Here is a 26,407-nt window from a genome sequence, read left to right as displayed (position 1 = left end):
GAAAACAGCGTCGGGATTCGCCGCAGCAGCGCAAATGTGGTGGGCGGGTTGCGAAGGACCAGCTACCGTGAGCCTCATGTCGGAACTCAAAGCGCAACTGCGGACGGACATGACCGCCGCGATGAAAGCCAAGGACACGCTGCGCCTCGCCACGCTGCGGATGCTGCTCGCCGCCATCCAGACGGCCGAGACCGCAGGCGCCGAGGCGCGCGAACTCTCCGATGCCGACGTGATCGCCGTGCTGCAGAAAGAGGCGAAGAAGCGCAGCGAGTCGGCCGAGATCTACACCCAGAACGGTCGCGGTGAGCTGGCCGCCAACGAGCACGCCGAGGCGCGGATCATCGACGAGTACCTGCCCACCCAGCTGAGCGAGGCGGAGGTCGCCGACGTCGCCGACACGGCGATCGCGCAGGTCGCCGAGGAGCTCGGCGAGCGGCCGGGCATGCGGCAGATGGGCCAGGTCATGAAGGTCGCCACCGCATTGGCGGAGGGCAAGGCCGATGGCTCCCGGCTGTCGGCGGCCGTGAAAGCCCGGCTGTAGGCACCTTTCGAGTCCCACGCAAAGGGGCCGCGAACCTTTGGTTCGCGGCCCCTTTTGTCAGCGCGGGATGGGGATGGGGATCGGGATGGGCGGCAACAGCGGCGGCGGTGGCAGCCCGGGGATCCCCGGTGGCCCTGGTGGCGGGCCGGGCGGCGGTGCGGCGCGCTGGGTGCCGTCACTGATGTAGAGGGTGATCACCGATCCGGGGATCGCGGAGCCGTTCGGCGCGGTGCCCATCACGGTGCCCTTGGCCTGCGCGCCGGGACCGGTCACCGGCGTCACCTGGAAGCCGGCGCCGACCAGCGCCGCGGTCGCCTGACCCTGGGTCATCCCGACCACGTCGGGCACCTGCGCGTTGTTCGAGCCGCGGACGTACTTGTCGTCCAGCGGCGGCAGCGCGGGCGCCGGGAACCGGTCGAGGATCGGCTTGACGGAGTTGAACCAGGTCCGCGCGGGTTCGTTACCGCCGAACAGGTTTCCGTCGCCGCAGTTGCGCAGCGGGAACGAGCAGATCTCACCGGGCGTCGGGCTGTCGCCGTAGACGTAGGTGGCCGAGGCCAGCGAGTTGGTGAAGCCGACAAAGGCCGAGGAGCGGTGGCTCTCGGTGGTTCCGGTCTTGCCCGACATCGGTGCGTTCCAGCCGACCGACTTGGCAGCACCCGCCGCGGTGCCGCTGATGTCGTCCTTGCTCATCGCGTTGGCCAGGGTGTTGGCCAGGCCGGGCTCGACGACCTGCTCGCAGGCCTGCTGAGTGAGCGGCACCTGCTTGCCCTGGCGGTCGACGACCTCCTTGATCGGGTTCGGCGGGCACCACTTGCCGCCGGAGGCGATCGTCGCGGCGACGTTCGACAGTTCCAGCGGGTTGATCGCGACCGGGCCGAGGGTGAACGAACCGAGGTTCTGTTCCTTGATCATGTCGGCGAGGCTCTGGTTGCCGTGGCCCGAGCTGCCCGGCTCGGTGTAGGAGCGCATGCCCAGCCGGACCGCCATGTCGACGGTCGGCGTGACGCCGACGGCCTGAATGAGCTTGACGAACGCGGTGTTCGGCGAGGTCGCCAGCGCCTCGGTCACCGACATCGGTGACTTGTACTTGCCCGCGTTCTCGACGCAGTAGGTGGCGGGCGGGCAGCCGCGGGCGCCACCGTTACCCATGCCCCTGGCCTCGAACCGGCTCGGTACGTCGAGCTGGGCGTTGATGCCGAGGCCCTTCTCCATGGCCGCGGCGGTGGTGAACAGCTTGAAGATCGAGCCCGCGCCGTCGCCGACCATCGAGTACGGCTGTGGCTGCACGGTCTCGTTGGCGTCGCGGTTCAGGCCGTAGGTGCGGCTGCTCGCCATCGCGATCAGCGGGTGCGAGTCCTGGCCCGGCGCGACGACCGACATCACCTGCGCGATGTTGTCGAGGTTCGGGTTGGCCGCGTCGGTCACCGACCGCTTCACCGAGTCCTGCACGACCGGGTCGAGCGTCGTCTTGATCAGGTAGCCGCCCTTGTCGATCTGCTCCCTGCTGATGCCCGCGTTGGCCAGGTACTGGATGGCGTAGTCGCAGAAGAAGCCGCGGTCGTGGGCGGCGATGCAGCCACGCGGCAGGCCCTTCGGCTCCGGCAGCACGCCCAGCGGCATCGTCTTGGCTTCGCGGAATTCGTCGGCGCGGCTGGGGATGTTCTGGATCATCGTGTCCAGCACCGTGTTGCGGCGGGCCAGCACACCCTCGGAATTGGTGTACGGGTTCAGCTTGGACGAGCTCTGCACCATGCCCGCGAGCATCGCCGACTGCGGCACGTTCAGCTCGGAGGCGTCGACGCCGAAGTAGGTCTGCGCCGCGTCCTGGATGCCGTAGGAGGAGTTACCGAACGGGACCAGGTTCAGGTACCTGGTGAGGATCTCGTCCTTGGTCAGCTCGCGGTCCAGGGTGAGCGCCATCCGGATCTCCCGGATCTTGCGCGCGGGCGTGGTCTCGATGGCGGCCCGGCGTTCGGCGTCGGTCTTGGCCACGACGAGCAGCTGGAAGTTCTTCACGTACTGCTGGTCGAGGGTGGACGCGCCCTGCTGGACCTCACCGCTCGAGGTGTTGGTCAAGAACGCGCGCAACGTGCCCTGCCAGTCGACACCCTCGTGCTCGGCGAAGCGCCGGTCCTCGATGGAGACGATCGCCAGCTTCATGTTGTTGGAGATCTTGTCGCTGGGGACTTCGAAGCGGCGTTGCTCGTACAGCCAGGCGATCGGTGTTCCACTCGCGTCGACCATGGTCGAGACGGCGGGGACCGTGCCCTCGACCAGTTCCGAGGACACGTTGTCGACGGCGTCGGCGGCTCGGTTCGAGACGAATCCGAAGCCACCGGCGAGCGGGAACAGCAACCCGGCGACGAGCACGGCGGCCAGCGCGCAGCTGCCGGCCAGCCTCGCTAGCGTTTGTGTGATCGGCACGATCCCCAGCCTACGGGGTGGGGTCCGAGGGTTCTTCCGTGCGTTTACCGGAAGGCGATTCGTGCGGACGATTGGGCGTGTCGCGGCCGCGAGTCTGGCGTGTCGCGGGACGGCGCGCCGCGAATGTGCCGGACCCGCCGCCGCTCCCGGCATTTTGCAGGGACGGACGTACCAAAAATTCCGAGGGCGGTCTTGCGCTAGGCCCATACCTTTACCTAGATTGAGAACCCAGTGTGATAGAGCTAACACTCAAAGTGGAATGTGGTGCAGTTCGCAGCGGGGTTTGGGTTGCTGCGACGCTGACACGCGATTCTGGAGCGCCGTTGACCCGGTGTTCGGACTGCAAAGGGGCACACCAAATGCACATGACAACCCCCATCGCTCGATTGGACGTGGAGCAGGCCGAAGCAAGGATCGCCTGGGTAGCCCAGGCCCGATGCAAGGAAGTGGATCCCGATCAGTTGTTCGTTCGCGGCGCTGCGCAGCGCAAAGCCGCGACGATCTGCAGGCACTGCCCGGTGCTGATGCAGTGTGGTGCCGACGCCCTCGACAATCGAGTGGAGTTCGGTGTGTGGGGCGGTATGACCGAGCGGCAGCGTCGCGCGCTCCTCAAGCAGCATCCCGAGGTCACCTCGTGGGCCGATTTCTTCCAGGCCCAACGCCAACATCAGGTGGCCATGTAGCCCCGACCGACATTCGGAACTGAGCCTGCGAAAGCGGGCTCAGTTCCGTTTGGGGGCAAATACTTCCGTTTGGACCAATAGCCGATGCGTCTATGTATCAAGCAGATGCTCGGTGGCCGGTGAGCTGATCACCGACCGCGCGCAGTGCCGCCAGATCCGACACTTCGAACGGCAGGGCGGTCACCGCGACGATCGGTACCCGAGGGTGCGCGCCGGTAAACCGGTGCAGCAGATGCTGTTCGCGCTTGTCGGTGGCCACCCGGCGCGCGTGGATCCGCAACACCGACGCGGTGAGCGGATCGGTGTCGCCGAGCTGCTCGGCCGCCGTCAGCGCGTGGTCCGCGGAGAGCGAGCTGAGCGCCGGGTGCGTGCGGTTGAGCACCAGCCCGGCCAGCGGCATCCGCTCGGTGGAGAGCCGGTCGACGAAGAACGACGCCTCGCGCAGCGCGTCCGGCTCGGCGGCGGCGACCACCAGGAAGTGCGTGCCCGGCTTGGACAGCATCGCGTAGGTGCGGTCCGCCCGATCCTGGAAGCCGCCGAACAGCGAGTCCAGCGACTGCAGGAAGTTCGACGCGTCCTTGAGCATCTGGCCGCCGACAATGGTGGACACCCCGCGCACCGCCAGGCTCATCGCGCCGGTGACCAGCCGGGTGACGCCGCGGCCCGGCGCCATGATCACCCGGATCATCCTGCCGTTCAAGAAGTTTCCGAGCCGCTTCGGCGCGTCGAGGAAGTCCAGTGCGTTGCGCGACGGGGGAGTGTCGACCACGATCAGGTCCCACTCCTTGCGCCCGGCCAGCTGGCCGAGCTTCTCCATCGCCATGTACTCCTGCGTGCCGCCGAACGAGGAGGCGACCGTTTGGTAGAAGGGGTTGGCGAAGATCTGCTCGGCCTTGTCCGGGCTGGTGTGCTCGAGCACCATGTCGTCGAAGGTGCGCCGCATGTTCAGCATCATCGCGTGCAGCTCGCCCTTGGCCTCCGGGCCGAGCGGCACCCGCTGCGGAGTGTTGCCGAGGTCGGCGACGCCGAGTGACTGGGCCAGTCGACGGGCCGGATCGATGGTGAGAACCACCACTTTGCGGCCCTGCTCGGCCGCGCGCAATGCGATCGCGGCCGCGGTGGTCGTCTTACCGACGCCGCCGGAACCACAGCAGACGATCACCCGCGCCGTGCGGTCGTCGATGATGTCCGAAACATCCAGTGGCGCGGCCACAGTCGGCGTCGTCATGACTATCGGACCCCTTGTTTGCTCAGGTGTTCGGCTAGTTCGTACAGGCCACCCAAGTCCATGCCGTCCGGCAGGGCGGGTAGGTACATGCGGGACACATCGACCTTGGCGAGGTCGGCTGCGCTGTCGTCCTGCGCCTGCAAAGTGGCTGCGTGCTCGACGGTTTCGGTGACCAAGCCCTGGAAGTCGTTGTCGGACAAGGTGATCCCCGTCGAGGCGAGTCCGGCTCGGATGGCGTCGGTGTCGACATGACCCTGTGCGGCCTTGGCGCGCAGCTCGGTGGGCAGTTGGCCCTCGGTGGCGCGATTCACGATCACCGTGCCGATGCGCAGATCCGCCGCCTTCAACTCCGCGACCGCGTCGGCCGTCTCCTGCACCGGCAGCGCCTCCAGCAGGGTGACCAAGTGGATCATCGTCTGATCCGAGTGCAGCAGCTTGGAAACGCCCTCGGCCTGCGAGGCGATCGGCCCGCCCTTGGCCACCTCCAGCATGGCCTGGGTGACGTCGAGGAAGCTGGCGATCCGGCCGGTCGGCGGGGCGTCCACCACGATCTCGTCGTAGACCCGCTTGCCCGCCTTGTCCACCCGGACCGCGGTCTCCTTGATCTTGCCGGTCAGGATGACGTCCCGCAGACCTGGCGCGATGGTGGTGACGAATTCGATGGCGCCCATCCGGCGCATCGCCCGGCCCGCGAAGCCCAGGTTGTAGAACATGTCCAGGTACTCGAGGAACGCATGCTCGATGTCGAGCGCGAGCGCGACCACCTCGCCGCCACCGTCGGCGGTGGCGATCCTGGTCTCGGTCGGCGGCAGCGGCGGCAGATCGAACAGCTGCGCAATCGACTGTCTGCTCTCCACCTCCACCAACAACACCCGGCGTCCACCCGCGGCCAACGCCAAGGCGAGCGCCGCGGCCACCGTGGACTTGCCCGTGCCGCCCTTCCCGGAGACATAGTGCAGACGCGCCTTCTCGGCACGCTTCGGCCACCCTGTTTCCAGTCCCGGCTCCGCCGAAACAGGCACTGCTGTTGGTACTCCCACGCTCGCGAGCCTATAACTCGTTCTGAGATCGCGCCCGAGGGATCCGCCTAGTGCCTGGTCCAGGGCGTGTATCTGTACCAGACAGCGGATGATTGCGCGTTGAGCAACGCCGTGCCGCAGGCGCCGCCAATTGGACACAGCTACGCTCACCTGCATGAGTGAAGCGAGCTTGTGGGAGTACGCGACCGTGCCGCTGTTGACGCACGCGACCAAGCAGATTCTCGATCAGTGGGGCGCCGACGGGTGGGAGCTGGTGACCGTGCTGCCAGGGCCGACCGGCGAGCAGCACGTCGCCTATCTCAAGCGCCCGAAGTAAAGGAGAAGGGGATGACCGCAGTGACCGAATGGGAGACCAACCTCACCCGCCTCGGCCTGACCCTGCCTCCCGTGGCCGCGCCCGTGGCCGCCTACATTCCGGCGATCCGGACCGGTTCGCTGGTCTACACCTCCGGCCAGCTGCCGTTCGTGGACGGCGAGCTGTCCGCGGTCGGCAAGGTCGGCGCCGAGGTGACCACCGAGCAGGCGAAGGAAGCCGCGCGGCTGTGCGCGCTCAACGCGCTGGCGGCGGTGCACAGCCTGGTCGGCCTGGACGCGGTGGTGCGCATCGTGAAGGTGGTCGGATTCGTCGCCTCCGCACCTGGTTACAACGACCAGCCGGTCGTGATCAACGGCGCGTCGGAGTTCCTGGCCGAGGTCTTCGGTGACGCGGGCGTGCACGCGCGCTCCGCGGTCGGCGTGTCCGAGCTGCCCAAGAACACCCCGGTCGAGGTAGAACTCATCGCCGAGGTGCGGTAACAACTGAAAAGTCCCGGACTGGGATTCGATCGACTGGGGTACATCGATGACGCTGACTCATCCCGCGTACGGACAACTACGGCAGGTCACGCCGACGGCAGCGGTGCTGCTGGCGGACAACCCCGGCCAGATGACGCTGGACGGCACCAACACCTGGATCCTGCGGGCGCCGGGGCGGTCGGACTGTGTGGTGGTCGATCCCGGTCCGAAGGACAAGGCGCACAGCGCCAAGATCGCCGAGGTCACCGGGGGCGATATCGCACTCACGTTGATCACGCACCGGCACCACGATCACACCGGCGGCATCGATCACCTGGTGAAACTGACCGGAACCCCGGTGCGCGCCAAGGACACCGGCTTTCTGCGCGGTTCGGACGCACCGCTGGTCGACGGTGAGGTGATCGAGGCCGCGGGCCTGCGCCTCACCGTCGTGGCGACACCGGGTCACACCGGGGATTCGATGAGTTTCCTGCTCGACGACGCGGTGCTGACCGGTGACACGATTCTGGGCAGCGGCACCACCGTGCTCGATTCGAGCGACGGCACCCTGGCCGACTATCTGGCCTCACTGGACCGCTTGGTCGAGATCGGTGCGGGGAAGGCGCTGTTGCCCGCGCACGGACCGGACCATCCCGATCTGGCGCCGGTAGCCCGGTACTACATCACGCACCGGCAGGAACGCCTCGATCAGGTGCGCGAGGCGTTGCGGGTGCTCGGCCCGAAAGCGAGCGCGATGGACGTGGTCCGGCGCGTCTACGCCGATGTCGACAAGCGACTCTGGCTGGCCGCCCGCAGCTCGGTGCAGGCACAGCTGGAGTACCTACGCGCCGAATCCTGAATGCACGACAACACGCTGGGTCCCAGGAGCTCTGAACCCAGCGTGTTGTCCGATCGTCTCGAGCTCGCGTCAGCGCGCGCGGCGCGCCAGTCGCTCCGAGTCGGAGATGAGCACGCTCTTGCCCTCCAGCCGCAGCCAACCGCGGTGCGCGAAGTCGGCGAGCGCCTTGTTCACGGTTTCGCGGGAGGCGCCGACCAGCTGGGCGATCTCCTCCTGGGTCAGGTCGTGGGTGACCCGCAGCGCGCCTGCCTCCTGGGTGCCGAACCGCTGCGCGAGCTGCAGCAGCGCCTTGGCGACCCGGCCGGGGACGTCGGTGAAGATCAGGTCGGCCAGGTTGTTGTTGGTCCGGCGCAGGCGACGCGCGAGCACGCGGAGCAACTGCTCGGCGATCTCGGGCCGCTGGTCGATCCAGGACTTCAACGCGTCGCGATCCATGGTGACGGCGCGAACCTCGGTCACCGTGGTGGCGGTGGAGGTACGCGGGCCCGGATCGAAGATCGACAGCTCGCCGAACATGTCCGACGGGCCCATGATGGTCAGCAGGTTCTCCCGGCCGTCCGGTGATCTGCGGCCGATCTTCACCTTGCCCGAGGTGATGATGTAGAGCCGGTCTCCTGGCTCACCCTCGTTGAAGATGACGTGGCCGCGCGGAAAATCCACCGGCTGCAATTGCTTGGCGAGGGCGGCCACCGCAGTGGGCTCGACGCCCTGGAAGATGCCTGCTCTGGCGAGGGCCTCGTCCACTTATGTGCTCCTTATGGGAAATGGCTCCGTACTGGACCGAAAGCGACTCGGCCAACAGCGCAGTCTACGCGGCATGATGACAGCGTAGTGACAGACACCACGTAACGAGTGGATTGCGTGGCGCAGCGAAGAACCGTACCAGTGTTTGTCGGCGGTGTTCGCAGGTCCCTGCCTGGTTGTGCGAGCTGCCGCCGCCGGGCCCGTCGCGGCCCCGGCGGATGGTGCGGGTTCCCGCCTCGGGCGAGCGCTAACTCGCCCGGGCCACATCCAGCTCTTCGCCGCGGGTACGGCGCTTGCGCATCCGTGCCACGGCCGCCGGCAGGCCGAGCCTCGTCAGCTCTTTCACTTCTGCGTTGCTTGCTTTGTCCAGGTACTGCTGAACCTCTTCGTCGGGTTCGAGAAGTTTGCGGAGCCGGTTCTCGACCCGCTCCATACCCAGTGCGAACAGCATCAACAGCACTGGGAAGAGCACCACAGCGAGTCCTTGCATACGGAGGAGTAAACACGGTCTAGGTCTCAGATGGAACACGGCAACCGAACTGGACGGGCAACGTTGGCCGACGGTTCCGTATGGTGGACAGGTGCGTGTCACCCCCTCTACAGCCGCCGGAAACGGGCGTGCGTCCGCCCCCGAGGCGACCGATGCGCAACCTGCCGCGGTCGCCGCTCCGAAACGGAAATCCCGGGCGCGACAGGCGGAAACCCAACTCGGACTTGTCCGCCGGGCGCGCCGGATGAATCGCACACTTGCCGCCGCTTTCCCGGATGCGCATTGTGAGCTCGACTTCAGCACACCGCTCGAATTAGCGGTCGCGACAATACTTTCCGCGCAGTCCACGGATGTGCGGGTGAATCTCACCACCCCGGCACTGTTCGCCAAGTACCCCGACGCGCGTGCCTATGCCGAGGCCAACCGGGCCGAGCTGGAGGAATACATCCGCTCGACGGGTTTCTTTCGCAACAAGGCCAACTCGCTGATCGGCCTCGGTCAGGCGCTGCTGGAGCGACATGATGGTGAATTGCCTCACACCATGGACGAACTCGTGCAATTGCCCGGGATCGGCCGCAAGACCGCCAACGTGATTCTCGGCAACGCGTTCGGTGTGCCGGGCATCACCGTCGACACCCATTTCGGTCGGCTGGTGCGGCGCTGGCAGTGGACCGATGAGGAAGACCCGGTGAAGGTCGAGCACATCATCGGCGAGCTCATCGAGCGCAAAGACTGGACGATGCTGTCGCACCGGGTGATCTTCCACGGCCGCCGGGTGTGCCATGCCCGCAAACCGGCCTGCGGTGTGTGCGTGCTGGCCAAGGACTGCCCCTCGTTCGGGACCGGCCCCACCGACCCGGACACCGCCGCCGAGCTGGTCAAGGGTCCGGAGAAGGAGCATCTGCTCGAGCTGGTGGGCCGGTGAGACAACTCCCGGTCGCCTGGCGATGGGCGCTGGCCGGATTGATCGCGGTGATCGCGCTGGCGGTTGCGCTGTGGCCGCGGAGCCGTGACGCCGACACCGTTGCGGACAACGGCCGACAGGCTCGCGCCGGTGCCGGGGTATCCGAGCAGCAACGCCTCGCCGCGAACCTCGCGGCCTGCCCCCGGCCCGCCGCGGGTGCCACCGGTTCCGGCCCGCTGGCCGGCCTCACCGTCGGCTGCCTGGCCGACGGCGGAACCGTCGATCTGGCCGCCGCGCTCGCGGGTAAGCCTGCGCTGCTGAATCTCTGGGCATACTGGTGCGGACCGTGTGCGCAAGAATTGCCGTATTTGCATCAGTTCGCCCAACGTGCCGGAAACGCGATTACCGTGCTGACCGTGCACAGCGACCCTGATGAGGCCAAGGCGATTTCACGATTGACCGGATTGAACGTGAAACTCCCTGGTGTCCTCGATGCCGACGCACGCGTGCGCACGGCGGTCGGCGCTCCCGCGGTGCTGCCCATTTCGGTGCTGCTGCGCGCGGACGGTTCGGTCGCGCAGGTCGTGGTGCGCGCGTTCAGCGGAGTGGACGACATCAGCGATACCGTCGCGCGGGAACTGGGAGTGGCCGCATGACCATCCCGATACCCGAAGACACTCCGAAGTGGCTGAGCAAAGCCACCGAGCCCGCGGCGGATACCTCGGACACGCTCACCCTCGCGCGCACGCTGCGCCGCGCCATGTCGCTTACCGCGACCCCGCGGCAAGCGGCGGTCCTGGTGCTGTTCGGCGGCTCGCCCGAGGCCGATCCGGCCGCGCCGGGTGGACTGCCCGCCGACGCGGAGGTGTTGCTCACCCAGCGCGCCGCCACCATGCGCCAGCATCGCGGCCAGGTCGCGTTCCCCGGCGGCGCGGTGGATCCCGGTGACACCGGACCGATCGACACCGCGCTGCGCGAGGCCTGCGAAGAGACCGGACTCGAACCTTCCGGCGTGGAACCCCTTGCGGTGCTGCCGAAGCTGTTCGTGCCGCCGTCGCGTTTCGATGTGACACCGGTGGTGGCCTACTGGCGCACGCCGAGCGAGGTCGGCGTGGTCGACGAGAGCGAGACCGAACGGGTGGTGCGAGTGCCGTTGTCCGCGTTGCTCGATCCGGCGAACCGTTTCCTGGTGCGCGGCAGCCTCGGTTACCAGAGCCCCGCCTTCCAGGTGGACGGCATGCTGGTCTGGGGCCTCACCGGCGGCATCCTGGCGGGCATCTTCAAAGCCGCAGGCTGGGAACGCGAGTGGGACCACAAGGACGTTCGTGATCTAGAGACCGCCCTCGCCGACGTGGGCATGACGTTATGACCTCCTCGGCCTGGCTCGATATCGCGGTGGTGCTGCTCGCGCTGCTGGCCGCCTCCTCGGGGTGGCGGCAAGGCGCGGTCGCGTCTGCCCTCGCTTTCCTCGGCGTGGTACTCGGCGCGGTTGCGGGCATTCTCATCGCGCCGCACATCCTGATCCATGTCGACGAGGGCCGCACCCGGGTGCTCACCGGTGTGCTGCTGATCGTGGTGCTGGTGATCATCGGTGAGGTCGCGGGCATGGTGCTCGGGCGCGCCGCGCGCAGCGGCATGCGGCATCCGTTCACCCGCAGTGTGGACAGCGTGGTCGGTGCCGTGCTGCAGGCGGTGGCCGTGCTGGTCACCGCGTGGCTGCTCGCGCTGCCGCTGGCCACCTCGTCGCAGCCGTCGATCGCCACCGCGATCAACGGTTCGCGGGTGCTCACCGACGTCAACGAGGTCGCGCCGAACTGGTTGCGCCGCCTGCCCAACGAATTCTCCAAGCTGCTCAACACCTCCGGCCTGCCGGACGTGATCGGCCCCTTCGGCCGCGCCCCGATCGCCGCTGTCGACGCGCCGGACCCGAGCGTGCTGTCCAGCCCGGTCGCCGCCGCACTGCAGCAGAGCGTGCTGCGCATCCGCGGTGTCGCGCCGAGCTGCCAGCGGGCACTGGAAGGTTCTGGTTTCGTGATCGCCCCCGAGCGGATCATGACCAACGCCCACGTGGTCGCCGGCACCACCAGCGTCGTGGTGGACACGGTGCGCGGGCCGCTGGACGCGAACGTGGTGCTGTTCGACCCGTCCAAGGACGTCGCGGTGCTCGCGGTGCCCGGGCTCACCGCGCCGGTGGTGCCGCAGGCGCCCGCCGCCGCGCGGCCCGGCGACAGTGCCATCGTGCTCGGCTACCCCGGCGGTGGTCCGTACACGGCGAGCGCGGCCCGCATCCGCGAGACGTTGGACCTCACCGGTCCCACGATCTACCGGGACGGCACCGTGGAACGTGAGGTCTACACCGTGCGTGGCCGCGTCCGCGCGGGCAACTCCGGTGGGCCGCTGGTGGACACGGAGGGTGAGGTGCTCGGAGTCGTCTTCGGCGCCGCCGTGACCGACGACGACACGGGCTATGTGCTCACGTTGGCCGAGGTCCGCGCCCAACTCGACGCCGCGACCGGGTCGAACATCCCGGTGGGCACCGGTGCCTGCGTACTGAGCTGAGGCGGTCCCGGGTCCGGTTCGACACCGTCGGACTCGACCCGGGCACCGGCTGGGGACTGGTTCGGCTCGGTCGGATTCGACCAGGATCCGGCTGAGGTCACTTCCGGCACCGTCGTGTTCGACCAGGGCCTGACTGAGGTCGCTTCCGGCACCGTTGGACTCGACCGGGACCTGACCGAGGTCGCTTCCAGCACTGTTGGACTCGGCGGAGAGCTGGCTGGATCACCCGCCGCGCTACGCGAGCAGCTTCGCCAACTCCGCGGTCACCAAGTCCGGATTCTCCTGGTGCGCATAGTGCCCCGCAGCGGGAATGGTGGCCAGGCGGCGGTCCGGGGAGAGGTGACTGCCGCGCCGGAAGGTACTGCCGAGCACGTAGGGGTCCAGATCGCCACGCATGGCCAGCACCGGGATACGGATCGGCTCGCGCATGGTCGCCATGAACCGGCGACCGTCGGGGCGCCACTGGCTGCGGAAGGCCCAGCGCTGATACTCCAGCGCACAGTGCGCCGCGCCGGGAATCTGGATGGCCGAGCGCATGCGCCGCGCCGTGTCGACGAATTCGGTGGTGCCGGACCAGGATCCGCTCACCCTGGCGCGCAGCATGCGCTCGACCTCGAACCCGTCACCGGTGGTCAGCAGCCGTTCGCCGTAGCGGGGCAGCTGGTAGCGCAGAAAGTTCGGCAGCCAGGTCGCGCGCTGGTGCCGGTTGCGCAGCACCGCGCTCTTGAGGGCCGCGGGATGCGGTGAGCTCACCACCGCGATGGACCGAACCAGCCGGGGGTGTAGCACCGCGGTCGCCCAGCACACCAGTCCGCCGTCGGCATGCCCGACCAGGGTCGCCTCGGTGTAGCCGAGCGCGCGGATGAGCCCGGCGATATCACCGGCCAGGGTCCAGCCGTCGTAGCCGCGCGGCGGTTTGTCGCTGTCGCCGTAACCGCGCAGGTCGACCGCCACCGCGCGATACCCGAGCTCGGCGAGCCCGGTCAGCTGATGTCGCCAGGACCACCAGAAGTCGGCGAAGCCGTGCAACAGCACGACCAGCGGCGCGTCGGTGCGCTCGGGGGCGGCATCCACCACGTGGAATCGAATGCCGTTGGCATGAACGTCCCGATGCGCCCACGGCCCGTCGAAACGGACGCTGGACGGATCCGGAATGAAGTGCGACGACACGCCGAGGCAGCCTAGTAGTTCGGGGTATCCGCGCGCGAGCGAGCGGTTACGAAGCGGGTTTTTCCAGCGAACGGTAGTCGTCGTGGGCGGCCGCGCCGAAGCCGTGCGGCAGCACCGCCTTGGCCTGCTTGAGCGAGTCGATCGTCTTCTCCGGCGCCCGCAGTTTCTTCACCCGCAGATAGCCGAGGAAGGCGAGCAGCGCGGTCGCGACGATCATCAGCGCGAACACGATCAGGAAGGCGGCCCAGCGGGCCAGCCACACGTCGAGCAGTTCACCGAGGAAGAAGAAAAAGAAGAACGTGCTGAACAGCAGGACGGTCAGCGCGAGGATGAAGTAGACGCTGCCCTGCAGGCCCTTCTTGATCTCGCCGGTCACCTCGGCCTTCGCCAGGGCGACCTCCGCGCGGACCAGGGTGGACATCTGCTCGGTCGCGTCGCGCACCAGCGTGCCGAAGCTGGCGCTGCCGCTGGGGTTGGCGTCGGACAGGGGAATGGAGGTCACCGTACGACCGCGCTGTGCGTCGTTTCCGTTACCGCCGTTTGTGAAACTCACTTGGTAGACCCTTCTCCCTGTCCAGGCACTGCTTCGGCCTCACTCTTTCGTTGTAGCGCACGGGCGTCCCGCCGCGCCTGGTGGACACGCCCACGTCGCAACAGTAGCGCCGAACCGGCGAGCGACGCCGCCATTGATGTGACCAACACAGCGGCCTTCGCCAATTCGACCGCGGAGCCGTCGTCGACGTCGGCAAGCGCGAGTTCTGCCACCAGAAGGCTAACGGTGAACCCGATCGCGCCGAGCACCGACAGGGCGAACATGTCGCGATAGCCCAATCCGGCCGGGCGCTTCGCCACGCCCAACCGGATTGCGAGCCAGCTGATCCCGAAGATTCCCAACGTCTTGCCGAGCAAGAGGCCGAGAATCACGGCCAGCGCCAGCCTGTCGCTGAACAGCTCGCCGAACACCCTGCCGTTCAACGGAACTCCGGAGGCGAACAACGCGAACAACGGCACACACAGTCCGGCCGAGATCGGCTGGACGAGATGCTCCAACCGGGTGGCGGGCGCCTGCTCCTCGCCGGGGTCCAGGCGCACCCTGGTGAGCAGGCCGAGAGCCACGCCGGCCAGCGTCGGATGGATGCCCGCCTCGTGCAGCGCGTACCAGGACACCAGCGCCAGCGGAACATAGAGCCACGGCGTGCTGATCCGCTGGTGCTGGGCCAGCGCCCAGCCGGCGAAGCAGGCCGCGGCGGCCAGCAGCCACAGCAGCGACAGTGTGGTGGTGAACAAGACGGCGATGAGGATGATGGCGACCAGGTCGTCGACCACCGCGAGACTGAGCAGGAACACCCGCGCGCTCGTCGGGATGCGCGAACCGGTCATGGCGAGCACGGCGAGCGCGAACGCGATATCGGTGGCCACCGGAATGGCCCAGCCGCGATCCATGCCCGGCTCGCCGAAGCCGACCGCCAGGGCAATCAGTGCCGGGGTGACCACGCCGCCGATCGCGGCGATGATCGGCAGCGCCGCCCGTTTCGGGTCGGCCAGCTCGCCGACCACGAGCTCGCGTTTGAGTTCCAGCCCGGCGACGAAGAAGAAGATGGCGAGCAGGCCGTCCTTGGTCCAGTCCGCCAGCGTGAGATCAAGGTGCAGCGGCGCGATCGCCAGCGGCGTCTCGGTCATCGTCACGTAGCTGTCGCCCCACGGCGAGTTCACCCACAGCAACGCCGCGGCGGCCGCGATGAGAAGGATTGAACCGCCGACTGTTTCGGTGCGGAGATAGCGGGATAGTTCCGAGCGCACTTGCGTGATCACGGAGAACCTTTCGGCGTCGGTCGGTCAACGCTGCGAGCACGCCATCCACCGACTCGGCGATCGGGCACGCTCGCAGGCCGACCAGACTTCCCGGCACACCTTACGCAATCCTAACGGGTAGGGCCGGTGACGAAACACCGCCACCGGCCCTACTATGGAGCGCTTGCGAGCCGCGAAAGCGCGAGGCCGCATGTGTGCCCCGCTGAACGGGCTACGCCTTGGTCGCCCGAATCGCCTCGAAGACGTTGGGATCGACCAGCGTGGAGGTGTCGCCGAGTTCCCTGCCCTCGGCGACGTCGCGCAGCAACCGGCGCATGATCTTGCCGCTGCGCGTCTTGGGCAGCTCGGGCACGACGTGGATCTCCCGCGGCCGCGCGATCGGGCTGATCTCGCGCGACACCTCGGCCTTGAGCTCGTCGACCAGCGCCGCGCCGGTGTCCTCGGCCTCGGCGGTCAGGATGACGAACGCGACGATGCCCTGGCCGGTGGTCTCGTCGCTGGCCCCGACGACTGCGGCCTCGGCCACGCCGGAGTGTCCGACCAGCGCCGACTCCACCTCGGCGGTGGAGATCCGGTGGCCGGACACGTTCATCACGTCGTCCACGCGGCCGAGCACCCACAGGTCGCCGTCGGCGTCGAGCTTGGCGCCGTCGCCGGCGAAGTACCAGCCCTGCGCGGCGTAGCGCTCCCAGTAGGTGGCCCGGTACCGCTCCATGTCACCCCAGATGCCGCGCAACATCGACGGCCACGGCTGATCGAGCACGAGGTAGCCGTTGGCCTCGGTCTCGCCGCGCTGCACCGGCTTGCCCTCCTCGTCCACCACGAGCGCCGAGATGCCGGGCAGCGGCGCCATCGCCGCACCGGGCTTGGTCGCGGTGACACCGGGCAGCGGCGAGATCATGATCGCGCCGGTCTCGGTCTGCCACCAGGTGTCCACCACGGGCGCCGTGCCCGCGCCGATCACGTCGCGGTACCAGCGCCAGGCCTCCGGGTTGATCGGCTCGCCGACCGAGCCGAGCAGCCGGATGCTGGACAGATCGTGCGCGGCGGGGATCTCGCGGCCCCACTTCATGAACGTGCGCACCAGCGTTGGCGCCGTGTAATAGATGCTGACGCCGTACTTTTCGACGATCTGCCAGTGCCGGTGCTCGTCCGGGAAGTTCGGGGTGCCCTCGTAGACCACCTGGGTGGCGCGGTTGGACAGTGGTCCGTAGACGATGTAGCTGTGTCCGGTGACCCAGCCGATGTCGGCGGTGCACCAGTAGACGTCTTGTCCCGCTTTGTGATCGAAGACGTTGTGGTGGGTGTAGGACGCCTGGGTCAGATAGCCGCCGGAGGTGTGCAGGATCCCCTTCGGCTTTCCGGTGGTGCCGGATGTATAGAGGATGAACAGCGGGTGCTCGGCATCGAACGGCTGCGCCTCGTGTTCCGGTGAAGCTTGGGCGACGGTCTCGTGCCACCACAGGTCGCGGCCCTCGGTCCACGGCACTTCGATCTCGGTGCGCCGGACCACCAAGACATGCTCAACGCTGTGCGGCACATCGCCGTTCGCGAACAAGGCCTCGTCCACTGCCTCTTTGAGCGGGGCCGCCTTGCCGCGGCGCCACTGCCCGTCGGTGGTGATGATCAGGCGGGCGCTCGCGTCGTCGACCCGCTGGCGCAGCGCGGTGGGGGAGAAGCCGGCGAACACCACCGAGTGGGTGAGGCCGAGGCGCGCGCAGGCCAGCATCGCGACGATCGCCTCGGGCACCATCGGCATGTAGATGGCGACGCGGTCGCCGGCTTCGAGGCCGAGTTCGGTGAAGTAGTTTGCGGCACGGCTGACTTCGGCGAGCAGCTCGCGGTAGGTGACGGCGCGCGAGTCGCCCGGTTCGCCCTCCCAGTGGATGGCGACCTGGTCACCGTGGCCGTCCAGCACGTGCCGGTCCACGCAGTTGTAGGCGACGTTGAGCTTGCCGTCGGCGAACCATTTCGCCACCGGCGCGTCGCTCCAGTCCAGCACCTGACCCCACGGCTGATGCCAGTGCAACCGACTCGCCTGCTCGGCCCAGAACGCGTCGCGATCGGCCGACGCCTGCGCGTAGAGCTCGGCACCGGCGTTCGCCGCGGCCGCGAACTCCGCGCTCGGCGAGTACGAGTCCTTGTGGTCGGCGGTTTCGGTCATCTCGGTTCTTCTTTCCACGTAGCCTGAGCGCACAATTCAAACGCAGCACGTTCGACAGTAATCAACTGTGACCTACGCCGCGGCCGGTGTGTCCACCGGGTTTCGGTCCCGTCACGCCGTCGCGCAATCCGCAACGGAGGGGCCCGACCCGGGAGACGCCGGGCGACCTCTGCGGAGGCAATGTTCCGGTGGATAGGTCGTTTTCGCGCGATGTTTTTGGTGTTTCGACCGTGTTGCCGGATTGGGAACAAGTGGAATGAACCTTGGTCAATCCGATGACAGAGTCCGTTTCGGTGGCTACCCTCCGAGACACCCAAGGCGGATTGTGCTGGCATGCGCCTGGTGACCTCATGCGCATGCCACGGATTCCGCCCTTCTCGAAAACGGGAGAACGCGTTGAGATTCAACAGAGCAATGGCGCTGACCGCGGCCGCGCTGCTGGCTACCAGCCTCGGCCTGGCCGGGTGTTCGTCGGACAGCAGTGCCGACGAGGGCATCGTCACCACCGGTGGTGGTGAGCCGCAGAACCCGTTGGTGCCCACCAACACCAACGAGAACATGGGCGGCCGCGTAGTCGACCGGCTGTTCGCCGGCCTGAAGTACTACGACGCCAACGGTGTGGCGCACAACGAGATGGCTGAGTCGATCGAGTCGTCCGACCGGAAGAACTACAAGATCACCCTCAAGCCGGACTGGAAGTTCAGTGACGGCACCCCGGTCAAGGCGAAGTCGTTCGTCGACGCGTGGAACTACGGCGCGCTCGGCACCAACGCCCAGTTGCAGAGCTACGTGTTCACCCCGATCGTCGGGTTCGAGGAGGTGTCCGCGGAGAAGCCGACGGCCCAGACGCTCCGGGGCTTGAAGGTGGTCGACGACCGCACCTTCACTGTTGAGCTCAAGTCGCCCTCCATCGATTTCGAGACCGAACTCGGCTACGCGCCGTTCTACCCGCTGCCCGAAGCCGCGTTCAAGGACATCAAGGCCTTCGGCGAGAACCCGATCGGCAACGGCCCGTACAAGTTCGCCAGTAACGGTGCGTGGCAGCACAACGTCCAGATCGACCTGGTGCCCAACCCGGACTACAAGGGCGGCCGCGCGCCGAAGAACAAGGGCTTGCGGTTCGTGATGTACCAGTCCTTCGACACGGCCTATGCCGATCTGCTCGCAGGCAACCTCGACACGCTCGACACGATTCCCGACAGCGCGCTCGCGTCCTACAAGCAGGACCTCGGCGATCGGGCGATCACCAAGCCCACCGCGCAGAACCAGCACATCGGCATCCAGGCCAACGTCCCGCACTTCAGTGGCGAGGAAGGCGTCCTGCGCCGCAAGGCCCTGTCGATGGCGATCAACCGCGAGCAGATCTGCCAGAACATCTTCCACGGCTCCCGGCTGCCCGCGCGCGACTTCACCTCGGCCTCGCTGCCCGGCTTCAACCCGAACCTGCCCGGCTCCGAGGCGCTGAACTTCAACCCCGAAGAGGCCAAGAAGGTGTGGGCCCAGGCCAACGCCATCTCCCCGTGGTCGGGTCGCTACGAGATCGCCTACAACTCCGACGGCGGCCACCAGGCGTGGATCGAAGCCGTGGCCAACAGCATCAAGAACACCCTCGGCATCGAGGCCGTCGGCGCGCCGTACCCGACCTTCAAGAACATCCGCGACGAGGTGAACGCCAAGAGCATCGGCAAGGCGTTCCGCTACGGCTGGCAGGGTGACTACCCGACCATGCTGCAGTTCCTGACCTCGCAGTACTACAGCTACTCCGAGACCAACAACGTCGACTGGAAGAACCTGGAGTTCGACAAGCTGCTCGACGCCGCGCTCGCCGCGCCGACGCAGGAAGAGTCCTACAAGATCGTCGCGCAGGCGCAGACCCTGATGCTCAGGGACATGGCCGACATCCCGGTGCTCGACTACATCGCCAATGCCGGTCGCTCGGACAAGGTGAAGAAGGCCGAGCTCGCCTGGAACGGTCTGTTCGACTTCGAAAACATCGAGAAGTAGCCGCTGATGAGCCGCGCCGTCGAACCCGACGGCGCGGCTCACCACTGACCCAGGAGACGAAATGGCCTGGTATGTCGTGCGGCGTCTGCTTCAGATGATCCCCGTGTTCCTCGGGGCGACGCTGCTCATCTATGCCCTGGTATTCCTCATTCCCGGCGATCCGATTCAGGCCCTCGCCGGCGACAAACCGATGACCCCCGCGGTGGAAGCCCAGCTCCGCGCGCGGTACCACCTCGACCAGCCCTTCATCATGCAGTATCTGCTGTATCTGAAGGGCATTGTCACGTTCGACTTCGGCACCGCCTTCTCCGGCAGGCCGGTGCGCGACGAGCTGGCGCGGGCCTTCCCGATCACCATCAAACTCGCCGCCATGGCGGTGTGCATCGAGGCCGTGTTCGGCGTCATCTTCGGCCTGGTGGCCGGGCTCCGCAAGGGCAAGTTGTTCGACTCGACCATGCTGGTCGTCAGCCTGGTCGTGATCGCGGTCCCGATCTTCGTCATCGGCTTCCTCGCGCAGTTCCTGCTCGGGGTGAAATGGGGGATCGCACCGGTGACCGTCACCGGCAAGGCGAGTTTCGCCGAATTGCTGGTCCCCGCTTTCGTGCTCGGGTCGTTGTCGTTCGCCTATGTGCTGCGGCTGACCCGGAACTCGGTGGCGGAGAACATGTCCGCCGACTTCGTCCGCACCGCGACCGCCAAGGGGCTGAGCAGGCCCCGGGTGGTGACGGTGCACATCCTGCGTAACTCGATGATCCCGGTGATCACCTTCCTCGGCGCCGAACTCGGCTCGCTGATGGGCGGCGCCATCGTCACCGAGGGCATCTTCAACATTCCCGGCGTCGGCGGCACGTTGTTCCAGGCGATCACCCGTGGTGAGCCGCCCACCGTCGTGTCGTTCGTGACGGTGCTGATCATCATCTTCCTGATCTCCAACCTGGTCGTCGACCTGCTCTACGCCGCACTCGATCCGAGGATTCGCTATGCCTGACCTCGACAAAGGAAAAGGAATCGATCTCGCGGAGAGCGCGGCCCGCGGCAGGCAGGTCTACTTCGTCGCACCGCCCGACGAGGTCGAGGTGCTCGCCACCGACATGGTCGTCGACGCAGGCTCGCCGACCAGCATCTGGCAGGACGCCTGGCGACAGCTGCGGCGCAACCCGATCTTCATCGTCGCCATGCTGATGATCGTGTTCGTGCTCATCGTCGTCCTCTGGCCCGGCCTGTTCACCAGCCAGGATCCGCGCTACTGCAACGGCGACTTCAGCATGGATCCGCGCGGTCCCGGTCATCCGTTCGGCTTCGACAAACAGGGCTGTGACATCTACGCCCGAACCGTGTACGGCGCGCGGGCGTCGGTGATGGCGGGCGTCGGCTCGACCGTCTTGTTCGTGCTGATCGGCGGCGTCCTCGGCGCACTGTCCGGGTTCTACGGCGGGCTACTCGACTCGATCGTGTCGCGTATCGCGGAAGTCTTCTTCGCGATCCCGCTGATGCTGGCCGCGATCGTGATCATGCAGTTGCTCGATGCGCGGACCATCTGGACCGTGGTCCTGGTCCTCGCCTCGTTCACCTGGCCACAGGCGGCCCGGATCGCACGCAGTGCGGTGATCCAGGCGAAGAACAGCGATTACGTCACGGCGGCAAAGGCTTTGGGCGTCTCTCGAATACGCACGCTGCTGCGCCATGTGGTGCCGAACGCGGCGGGCCCGCTGATCGTCGTCACCACGATCTGGCTCGGCGTCTTCATCGTCACCGAGGCGACGTTGTCCTACCTCGGTGTCGGCCTGCCGCGCACGATCGTGTCGTGGGGCGCCGATATCTCGTCGGGGCAGAAGGAGATTCGCACCTCCGCGATCCTGTTCTATCCGGCCACGGCACTCGCGCTCACGGTGCTGAGCTTCATCTTGCTGGGCGACGCGCTGCGCGAGGCCCTCGACCCGAAGGCTAGGAAGCGATGAGTGAATTCCGCAGCGCACAGTCGCCCCTGCTCGAAATCAAGGACCTGAACGTCTGTTTCACCTCCGACGGCAAGAAAATACCCGCCGTCCGCGATGTGAACCTGTCGGTGTACCCGGGCCAGACCGTCGCGATCGTCGGCGAATCCGGCTCGGGCAAGTCCACCACCGCGCACGCGATCATCGATCTGCTGCCCGGCACCGGGCAGGTGACCTCCGGCTCGATCCTGTTCGACGGCAAGGATCTCGCGAAGGCGTCGAAGAAGGACGTCATCGCGGTTCGTGGCAGCGGGATCGGGCTGGTCCCACAGGACCCGATGTCGAACCTGAACCCGGTGTGGAAGATCGGCTTCCAGATCCGGGAGACGTTGGAGGCCAACGGCATCGCCAAGGGTAAGGCGGCCAAACAGCGAGCCATCGAACTGCTGCACGAAGCGGGCATGTCCGACGGCGAACGCCGGGTGAACCAGTACCCGCACGAGTTCTCCGGCGGTATGCGTCAGCGTGCGCTCATCGCCATCGGTCTGGCGTGCCGGCCCAAGCTGTTGATCGCGGACGAGCCGACCTCGGCGCTCGACGTCACCGTGCAGCGGCAGATCCTCGATCACCTCGAAGGCCTCACCAACGAGCTCGGTACCGCGGTACTGCTGATCACCCACGACCTCGGCCTCGCCGCCGAGCGCGCGGAGCATCTGGTGGTGATGTATCGCGGCCGCGTCGTGGAATCCGGTCCGGCCCTGCAGATTCTGCGCGAACCGCAGCACCTGTACACCAAGCGGCTGGTGAACTCGGCGCCCTCGCTCGCGTCGCAGCGGTTGTCCTCGGTGAAGCAGCGCATCGAGATCCGCGAGCAGGCGGTGCAGGTGGCCGAGCAGATCGCGGCGGCCGACACCGAGCTGTCCGTGGTGCCCGACGACGTGGTGGTGGTCGAGAACCTCACCAAGGCGTTCAAGATCCGCGGCAGCGTCCCGTGGAAGTCGACCGACTTCCTTGCGGTGCAGGATGTTTCGTTCCGGCTTCGGCGCGGTACCACCACGGCCATCGTCGGCGAATCCGGCTCGGGAAAATCGACGGTCGCGCAGATGATCCTCGGTCTGCTCGAACCGACCTCGGGCAAGGTCACCTTCGACGGGCAAGAGGTGGCGAAGCTGGATCGCAAGGCCGCCTTCGCGTTCCGGCGCCGGGTGCAGCCGATCTTCCAGGACCCGTACGGTTCGCTGGACCCGATGTACTCGATCTACCGCACCATCGAGGAGCCGTTGCGCACGCACGACATCGGCACCGCGAAGGAGCGCGAGGCCACGGTGCGCGAACTGCTCGACAAGGTGTCGCTGCCGTCCACCGTGATGCGGCGGTACCCGAACGAGTTGTCGGGTGGTCAGCGTCAGCGCGTCGCCGTGGCGCGTGCCCTCGCGCTCTCGCCCGAGGTCGTGGTCTGTGACGAGGCGGTGTCCGCGCTCGACGTGCTGGTGCAGGCGCAGATTCTGCGGTTGTTGAACGATCTGCAGGCCGAACTCGGGCTGTCGTATGTGTTCATCACCCACGACCTGGCTGTGGTCCGGCAGATCGCGGATGACGTGCTGGTCATGCAGACCGGCAAGGTGGTCGAGGCGGCGTCCACCCAGGAGGTCTTCGACAATCCTCGGGAGGAGTACACCCGGCGGCTGCTCGACGCCATTCCGGGCCGAGATCTGTTGGTGAGCTGAGTAATCGGCTCGTCGGGATCGGCGGCACACTCGAAGTTCGGCGGCCACCCCGGCCCGTTGGGTTGGGGTGGCCGCTTGGTGTGCAGCGCCGAGTATGGGCCAGTCAGCGGCGGCTGTGCACCGACCTGATCGTGCAGTTCTGGGGCGTTGTCCGGTGTCAGGGATGCCCGGAACTGAACTGCATCGCACAGCACCGCGGCACGGACAGCAGTGCACGGCATGGCATCGCGCTGCCCCGGACCGCGCTGCACCGCGCGGCCGGCCGAGGCGGGCACGAGCCTGGGGCCGGGTTAGGTCCGGCCGCAGCGGGGTGGGCTTGGGTCCGGCGGCACGGCGGGCGCAAGTAGCCTCGTAAACCGTGACCGATCCGCTACAGCCTCTCGTCGATCTCCCCGGTGTCCGTGCCGCGGCCGACCGCGCCCGCGATGCGCTCGCCGAGGTGCATCGGCACAAGGCGAATCGGCGCGGCTGGCCGACCACTGCCGCTGAAGCCGCGGTGCGGGCCGCCCGTTCGTCGGCCGCCATCGACGGCGGTAGCACCGAATTGCCCGCCGACGGTCAGGTCGGCGACCCGATTCTGGCCGGGTCGCTGCGCGTTGGCCAGGCCTTGGACGGTGACGCGCTGCGCAATCTGGTGGGCACCTGGCAGCGCGCGCCGTTGCAGGCGCTGGCCCGTTTGCATCTGCTCGCCGCGGCCGACCTGGTGACCGACGAGGCGGCGCTCGGCAGGCCACGGTCCGATGCCGGGGTGGCGGAGCGGCTCGATCTGCTGGTGCAGACGGTGCTCGGGTCGCGTGCGCCGGCTCCGGTGATCGCCGCCGTGGTGCACGGCGAGCTGCTCGCATTGCGTCCGTTCGGGACCGCGGACGGGGTGGTCGCACGCGCGGCCTCGCGATTGGTCGCGGTGTCGAGCGGGCTGGACCCGCACAGTTTGGGAGTGCCCGAGGTTTTCTGGCTGCGACGCAGGCAGTCGTATCTCGACGCCGCGGCGGCGTTCGGATCCGGTGCGGGGGACGCTGTCGGCAGCTGGGTGCTGCTGTGCTGCGGCGCGTTGGAGGACGGTGCGCGGGAGGCCACGTCGATCGCCGATTCGGCGTCGGGGTAGGCCGCTACACGTCAAAGCGGGCGGCGTGTCGTTGCCGACTTCACCGCCCGCGTAGCACGGACTACCCGGTTACCAAGCGTGCTGGGTGGGTTGTGTTCTACGGCCTCGGCGAGAGTCCGACCTCCGGCGGTTCATCCCCGCAACCTGTGCGAGGCCATCGCCGACGAAGACCCGGATTTCGCAGGCCCACAACGCTTCTGCCCTTGTCGCGGCGCGCTCCGCGTGGGTGCCTGGTGTCCGTGCTGGGAAGGGTGGACGGGAGACGGAACCTTCTCTTCCGGTCCTGCCTTGGCCTTCCGACCTTCCGTAGTTACCTTTCTACTCTGTGACAGCCTTCACATCAAGAGCTGCTCAGACATTCGATTTGCGGCGTGTCGATCGGCGTTTCGTGGTTCAATGCCTCGTCGCAACTTCTTGCGCGTGCGCTCAGCAAACCTCTCCGGCAAGTACCAGGCTTCCGCTCGAGCAGCGGCGGTCGCGCCTGTGTCGGTGGTGGCTAAAGCTCAGCTGCGCCGGCGCAGCAATCGATAGCTGATCGCGCCGGCGAGCAAGGCGCTCAGGCCGACCACCGCGGTCGCGGCAAGGGTGGTGGACGACGGCGCCTGGAACCGGGCCCACAGCGACACCGGGTTCGAGAAGGCCAAGATCGGCCAGCCCTCGGCGAGTGCCTCGCGGCGCAGGCCGCGATCGGGGTTGACCGCCGTCGGATGGCCCACCGCGTGCAGCAGCGGCAGATCGGTGACCGAATCGGAGTACGCGTAACAGCGCGAGAGATCGTAACCCTCACTGGCGGCGAGCTTTTCGATCGCGGCGACCTTGCCCGCGCCGTAGCAGTAGAACTCGACCTCGCCGGTGTACTTGCCGTCCGCGACGACCATCCGCGTCGCCGCGGTGTGCGAGGCGCCGAGCACTTCTGCGATCGGGCCGACGATCTCCTCGCCCGAGGCCGACACGATCACCACATCGTGGCCCCGGATCTTGTGGTCGGCAATGAGATCGGCCGCCTCGGCGTAGATCAGCGGATCCACCAGCTCGTGAAGCGTCTCGGCCACAATGGTTTTCACCTGCTCGACGTCCCACCCGGCACACATGTTCGTGAGATGGGCGCGCATCCGCTCCATTTGGTCATGGTCGGCGCCGGACAGCATGAACAGGAAGTGCGCGTAGCTGCTTTCGAGCACATCGCGGCGATTCAACAGGCCTTGCGCGTAAAAGGGCTTGCTGAAGACGAACGTGCTCGACTTGGCGATCACGGTCTTGTCCAGATCGAAGAAGGCGGCGACGCGTCCGTCCGCGGTGGGTGAGTCCACCCGACCAGCATAGGCGTACCGCCCCCACCCTCCCGGCACGCGCGGGCCCGCAGCGGCTACCGCGCGGCGCGGAACTGGGGATCCGACTGGGGATCGAGCGCGGGCGGTGCGACGGGGGCTGCGGCGCCCCACACGGCGGTATCCGTGGCCGCGAGCGGGGAGTTTGCCGCACCCCTGCGGAGCCCGTAATCGCCGGAAAGTTCTGCCGCAACAGACTTGCGTTGTGGGCGGGGCTTGGGTGTAGTATTGCTGGCACCTGGACATGGTCCAGGCGCGTTCAGCCCGACCCCCCGGGGCTGAACCCGACGGCCCCAGCCTCCTCCCCCCCCGGCTGGGGCCGTCCTCTATTCCGGGGACGGTTCACCTCCCCCTTCGCAGGCGCCGAATCCCCTCGTCGCGGAACTCGAAAGTTCTACACACCCCCGAGTTATCCACAATCGGCACATCTCCTCTTCTGCCGTCCGCCGATTTCGGCCACGCTCAGCCGCATGAATCTTGAAGTGGCGCCGGACAACAGCAGCCCGCCACCGGCCCTCGTGCTCCTGCACGACCCCCGGCTCCGCGACGAAGTGCGGCGCGTCGCCGCCGCGGCCGAACGCGGACTCGACGAACGCCTGCTACCCGTCGGGCGGCACGCGTGGACCGGTGCGCCACTGGTGATCCTGGACACAACCGCCGCGCGGGCGGCCGCCGAGGCCGGATATCTGCGCCGGGTCGGCGTCGTCCTGGCCACCGACGGCGAACCGGGACTGCCCGATTGGCAAGCCGCCGCGGCCGTCGGCGCCGAGCGGGTCATCGCGCTGCCCGGTGCCGCCGAAGGACTTATCGAGATGTTTGCTGAGTACGGCGAACACCGCACCGGAGACGGGGTTGTCGTCGCCGTGGCAGGTGCCGCAGGCGGGGCAGGCGCGTCAACCCTGGCCGCCGCCGTC

Annotated in this window: 24 protein-coding genes and 1 pseudogene; 15 read left to right on the top strand and 10 right to left on the bottom strand. The window is 67.5% G+C overall.

Annotation, left to right across the window (positions count from 1 at the left end):
- Positions 1–76: 76 nt before the first annotated feature.
- Complete coding sequence (locus NN4_RS17350; RefSeq protein WP_147132061.1) at positions 77–541, top strand: GatB/YqeY domain-containing protein; 465 nt, start codon at positions 77–79, stop codon at positions 539–541.
- 57 nt (positions 542–598) lie between these two features.
- Here the strand turns inward: NN4_RS17350 and NN4_RS17345 are convergent, their stop codons facing one another.
- On the bottom strand, positions 599–2,968 hold the full coding sequence (locus NN4_RS17345; RefSeq protein WP_147132058.1) for a penicillin-binding protein: 2,370 nt from the start codon (positions 2,966–2,968) through the stop codon (positions 599–601).
- Positions 2,969–3,327: 359 nt separating this feature from the next.
- Between NN4_RS17345 and NN4_RS17340 the strand changes: the two genes are divergently transcribed.
- Complete coding sequence (locus NN4_RS17340; RefSeq protein ID WP_014981178.1) at positions 3,328–3,651, top strand: WhiB family transcriptional regulator; 324 nt, start codon at positions 3,328–3,330, stop codon at positions 3,649–3,651.
- Positions 3,652–3,748: 97 nt separating this feature from the next.
- Here NN4_RS17340 and bagB read toward each other — a convergent pair whose 3' ends face one another.
- Together bagB and bagA are read right to left on the bottom strand one after the other, a co-directional pair.
- Positions 3,749–4,879, bottom strand: a complete 1,131-nt coding sequence (bagB, locus tag NN4_RS17335; protein ID WP_135234436.1) for an ATPase BagB — start codon at positions 4,877–4,879, stop codon at positions 3,749–3,751.
- 2 nt (positions 4,880–4,881) lie between these two features.
- A complete protein-coding gene (bagA, locus tag NN4_RS17330; protein ID WP_147132304.1) occupies positions 4,882–5,901 on the bottom strand; it encodes an ATPase BagA in 1,020 nt (339 codons plus the stop codon).
- A 172-nt stretch (positions 5,902–6,073) separates the two neighbouring features.
- On the opposite strand from bagA, the gene sp36 reads away from it, so the two are divergent.
- The 3 genes from sp36 to NN4_RS17315 are packed head-to-tail and all read left to right on the top strand — an operon-like array spanning position 6,074 to position 7,552.
- The gene (gene sp36, locus NN4_RS17325; RefSeq protein WP_014981181.1) at positions 6,074–6,235 is read left to right on the top strand and encodes a Sp36 family protein; all 162 of its coding nucleotides are present in this window, start codon (positions 6,074–6,076) and stop codon (positions 6,233–6,235) included.
- A gap of 11 nt (positions 6,236–6,246) precedes the next feature.
- Complete coding sequence (locus tag NN4_RS17320; protein WP_107653768.1) at positions 6,247–6,714, top strand: RidA family protein; 468 nt, start codon at positions 6,247–6,249, stop codon at positions 6,712–6,714.
- Between the two features lie 46 nt (positions 6,715–6,760).
- Positions 6,761–7,552: an MBL fold metallo-hydrolase gene (locus NN4_RS17315; RefSeq protein ID WP_147132055.1), complete on the top strand. Its 792-nt coding sequence runs from the start codon at positions 6,761–6,763 to the stop codon at positions 7,550–7,552.
- Between the two features lie 69 nt (positions 7,553–7,621).
- Here NN4_RS17315 and NN4_RS17310 read toward each other — a convergent pair whose 3' ends face one another.
- Together NN4_RS17310 and NN4_RS17305 are read right to left on the bottom strand one after the other, a co-directional pair.
- The gene (locus NN4_RS17310) at positions 7,622–8,296 is read right to left on the bottom strand and encodes a Crp/Fnr family transcriptional regulator (protein WP_011206875.1); all 675 of its coding nucleotides are present in this window, start codon (positions 8,294–8,296) and stop codon (positions 7,622–7,624) included.
- Positions 8,297–8,543: 247 nt separating this feature from the next.
- Positions 8,544–8,771 (bottom strand): hypothetical protein, encoded by a 228-nt coding sequence (locus NN4_RS17305; RefSeq protein ID WP_107659949.1) that lies wholly within the window; start codon positions 8,769–8,771, stop codon positions 8,544–8,546.
- A gap of 106 nt (positions 8,772–8,877) precedes the next feature.
- Between NN4_RS17305 and nth the strand changes: the two genes are divergently transcribed.
- Genes nth through NN4_RS17285 form a run of 4 tightly spaced genes read left to right on the top strand, consistent with a single transcriptional unit; the run spans position 8,878 to position 12,249 of the window.
- Positions 8,878–9,711, top strand: coding sequence for an endonuclease III (nth, locus tag NN4_RS17300; protein ID WP_147132052.1), 834 nt, complete (start codon positions 8,878–8,880; stop codon positions 9,709–9,711).
- Positions 9,708–10,346 carry a TlpA family protein disulfide reductase gene (locus NN4_RS17295; RefSeq protein ID WP_186818484.1) on the top strand — a complete coding sequence of 213 codons (639 nt, stop codon included), beginning with the start codon at positions 9,708–9,710 and terminating at the stop codon, positions 10,344–10,346. The genes nth and NN4_RS17295 overlap by 4 nt, the downstream gene beginning before the upstream one ends.
- Positions 10,343–11,059: an NUDIX hydrolase gene (locus tag NN4_RS17290; protein WP_147132049.1), complete on the top strand. Its 717-nt coding sequence runs from the start codon at positions 10,343–10,345 to the stop codon at positions 11,057–11,059. Before NN4_RS17295 ends, NN4_RS17290 begins: the two co-directional genes overlap by 4 nt.
- Positions 11,056–12,249, top strand: a complete 1,194-nt coding sequence (locus NN4_RS17285; RefSeq protein WP_147132046.1) for a MarP family serine protease — start codon at positions 11,056–11,058, stop codon at positions 12,247–12,249. The genes NN4_RS17290 and NN4_RS17285 overlap by 4 nt, the downstream gene beginning before the upstream one ends.
- 234 nt (positions 12,250–12,483) lie before the next feature.
- Here NN4_RS17285 and NN4_RS17280 read toward each other — a convergent pair whose 3' ends face one another.
- The 4 genes from NN4_RS17280 to acs all read right to left on the bottom strand — a co-directional run bounded on the left by NN4_RS17280 (position 12,484) and on the right by acs (position 17,395).
- Positions 12,484–13,419: an alpha/beta fold hydrolase gene (locus NN4_RS17280; RefSeq protein WP_147132043.1), complete on the bottom strand. Its 936-nt coding sequence runs from the start codon at positions 13,417–13,419 to the stop codon at positions 12,484–12,486.
- Positions 13,420–13,465: 46 nt separating this feature from the next.
- Complete coding sequence (locus NN4_RS17275; protein ID WP_107653774.1) at positions 13,466–13,972, bottom strand: phage holin family protein; 507 nt, start codon at positions 13,970–13,972, stop codon at positions 13,466–13,468.
- On the bottom strand, positions 13,969–15,228 hold the full coding sequence (gene nhaA / locus NN4_RS17270) for a Na+/H+ antiporter NhaA (RefSeq protein ID WP_246180930.1): 1,260 nt from the start codon (positions 15,226–15,228) through the stop codon (positions 13,969–13,971). Before nhaA ends, NN4_RS17275 begins: the two co-directional genes overlap by 4 nt.
- Before the next feature lie 214 nt (positions 15,229–15,442).
- Entirely contained in the window at positions 15,443–17,395 is a 1,953-nt protein-coding gene (gene acs, locus NN4_RS17265; protein WP_147132036.1) for an acetate--CoA ligase, read from the bottom strand.
- 414 nt (positions 17,396–17,809) lie between these two features.
- Between acs and NN4_RS17260 the strand changes: the two genes are divergently transcribed.
- The 5 genes from NN4_RS17260 to NN4_RS17240 all read left to right on the top strand — a co-directional run bounded on the left by NN4_RS17260 (position 17,810) and on the right by NN4_RS17240 (position 24,165).
- A complete protein-coding gene (locus tag NN4_RS17260) occupies positions 17,810–19,399 on the top strand; it encodes a peptide ABC transporter substrate-binding protein (RefSeq protein WP_107653777.1) in 1,590 nt (529 codons plus the stop codon).
- Positions 19,400–19,460: 61 nt separating this feature from the next.
- On the top strand, positions 19,461–20,387 hold the full coding sequence (locus NN4_RS17255; RefSeq protein WP_107653778.1) for an ABC transporter permease: 927 nt from the start codon (positions 19,461–19,463) through the stop codon (positions 20,385–20,387).
- Positions 20,380–21,357, top strand: a complete 978-nt coding sequence (locus NN4_RS17250; protein WP_147132033.1) for an ABC transporter permease — start codon at positions 20,380–20,382, stop codon at positions 21,355–21,357. The genes NN4_RS17255 and NN4_RS17250 overlap by 8 nt, the downstream gene beginning before the upstream one ends.
- Complete coding sequence (locus tag NN4_RS17245; protein ID WP_147132030.1) at positions 21,354–23,060, top strand: dipeptide ABC transporter ATP-binding protein; 1,707 nt, start codon at positions 21,354–21,356, stop codon at positions 23,058–23,060. The genes NN4_RS17250 and NN4_RS17245 overlap by 4 nt, the downstream gene beginning before the upstream one ends.
- A gap of 358 nt (positions 23,061–23,418) precedes the next feature.
- On the top strand, positions 23,419–24,165 hold the full coding sequence (locus tag NN4_RS17240; RefSeq protein WP_147132027.1) for a Fic family protein: 747 nt from the start codon (positions 23,419–23,421) through the stop codon (positions 24,163–24,165).
- Between the two features lie 503 nt (positions 24,166–24,668).
- Here NN4_RS17240 and NN4_RS17235 read toward each other — a convergent pair.
- Positions 24,669–25,475 (bottom strand): HAD-IB family hydrolase, encoded by an 807-nt coding sequence (locus tag NN4_RS17235; RefSeq protein WP_107653782.1) that lies wholly within the window; start codon positions 25,473–25,475, stop codon positions 24,669–24,671.
- 488 nt (positions 25,476–25,963) lie between these two features.
- On the opposite strand from NN4_RS17235, the pseudogene NN4_RS17230 reads away from it, so the two are divergent.
- Positions 25,964–26,407 (top strand): annotated as a pseudogene (locus NN4_RS17230) (septum site-determining protein Ssd); the annotation flags it as partial.

The sequence above is a fragment of the Nocardia ninae NBRC 108245 genome, from assembly GCF_007990755.1.
Taxonomy (GTDB): domain Bacteria; phylum Actinomycetota; class Actinomycetes; order Mycobacteriales; family Mycobacteriaceae; genus Nocardia; species Nocardia ninae.
This window is presented reverse-complemented; position numbering and strand designations above follow the sequence as displayed.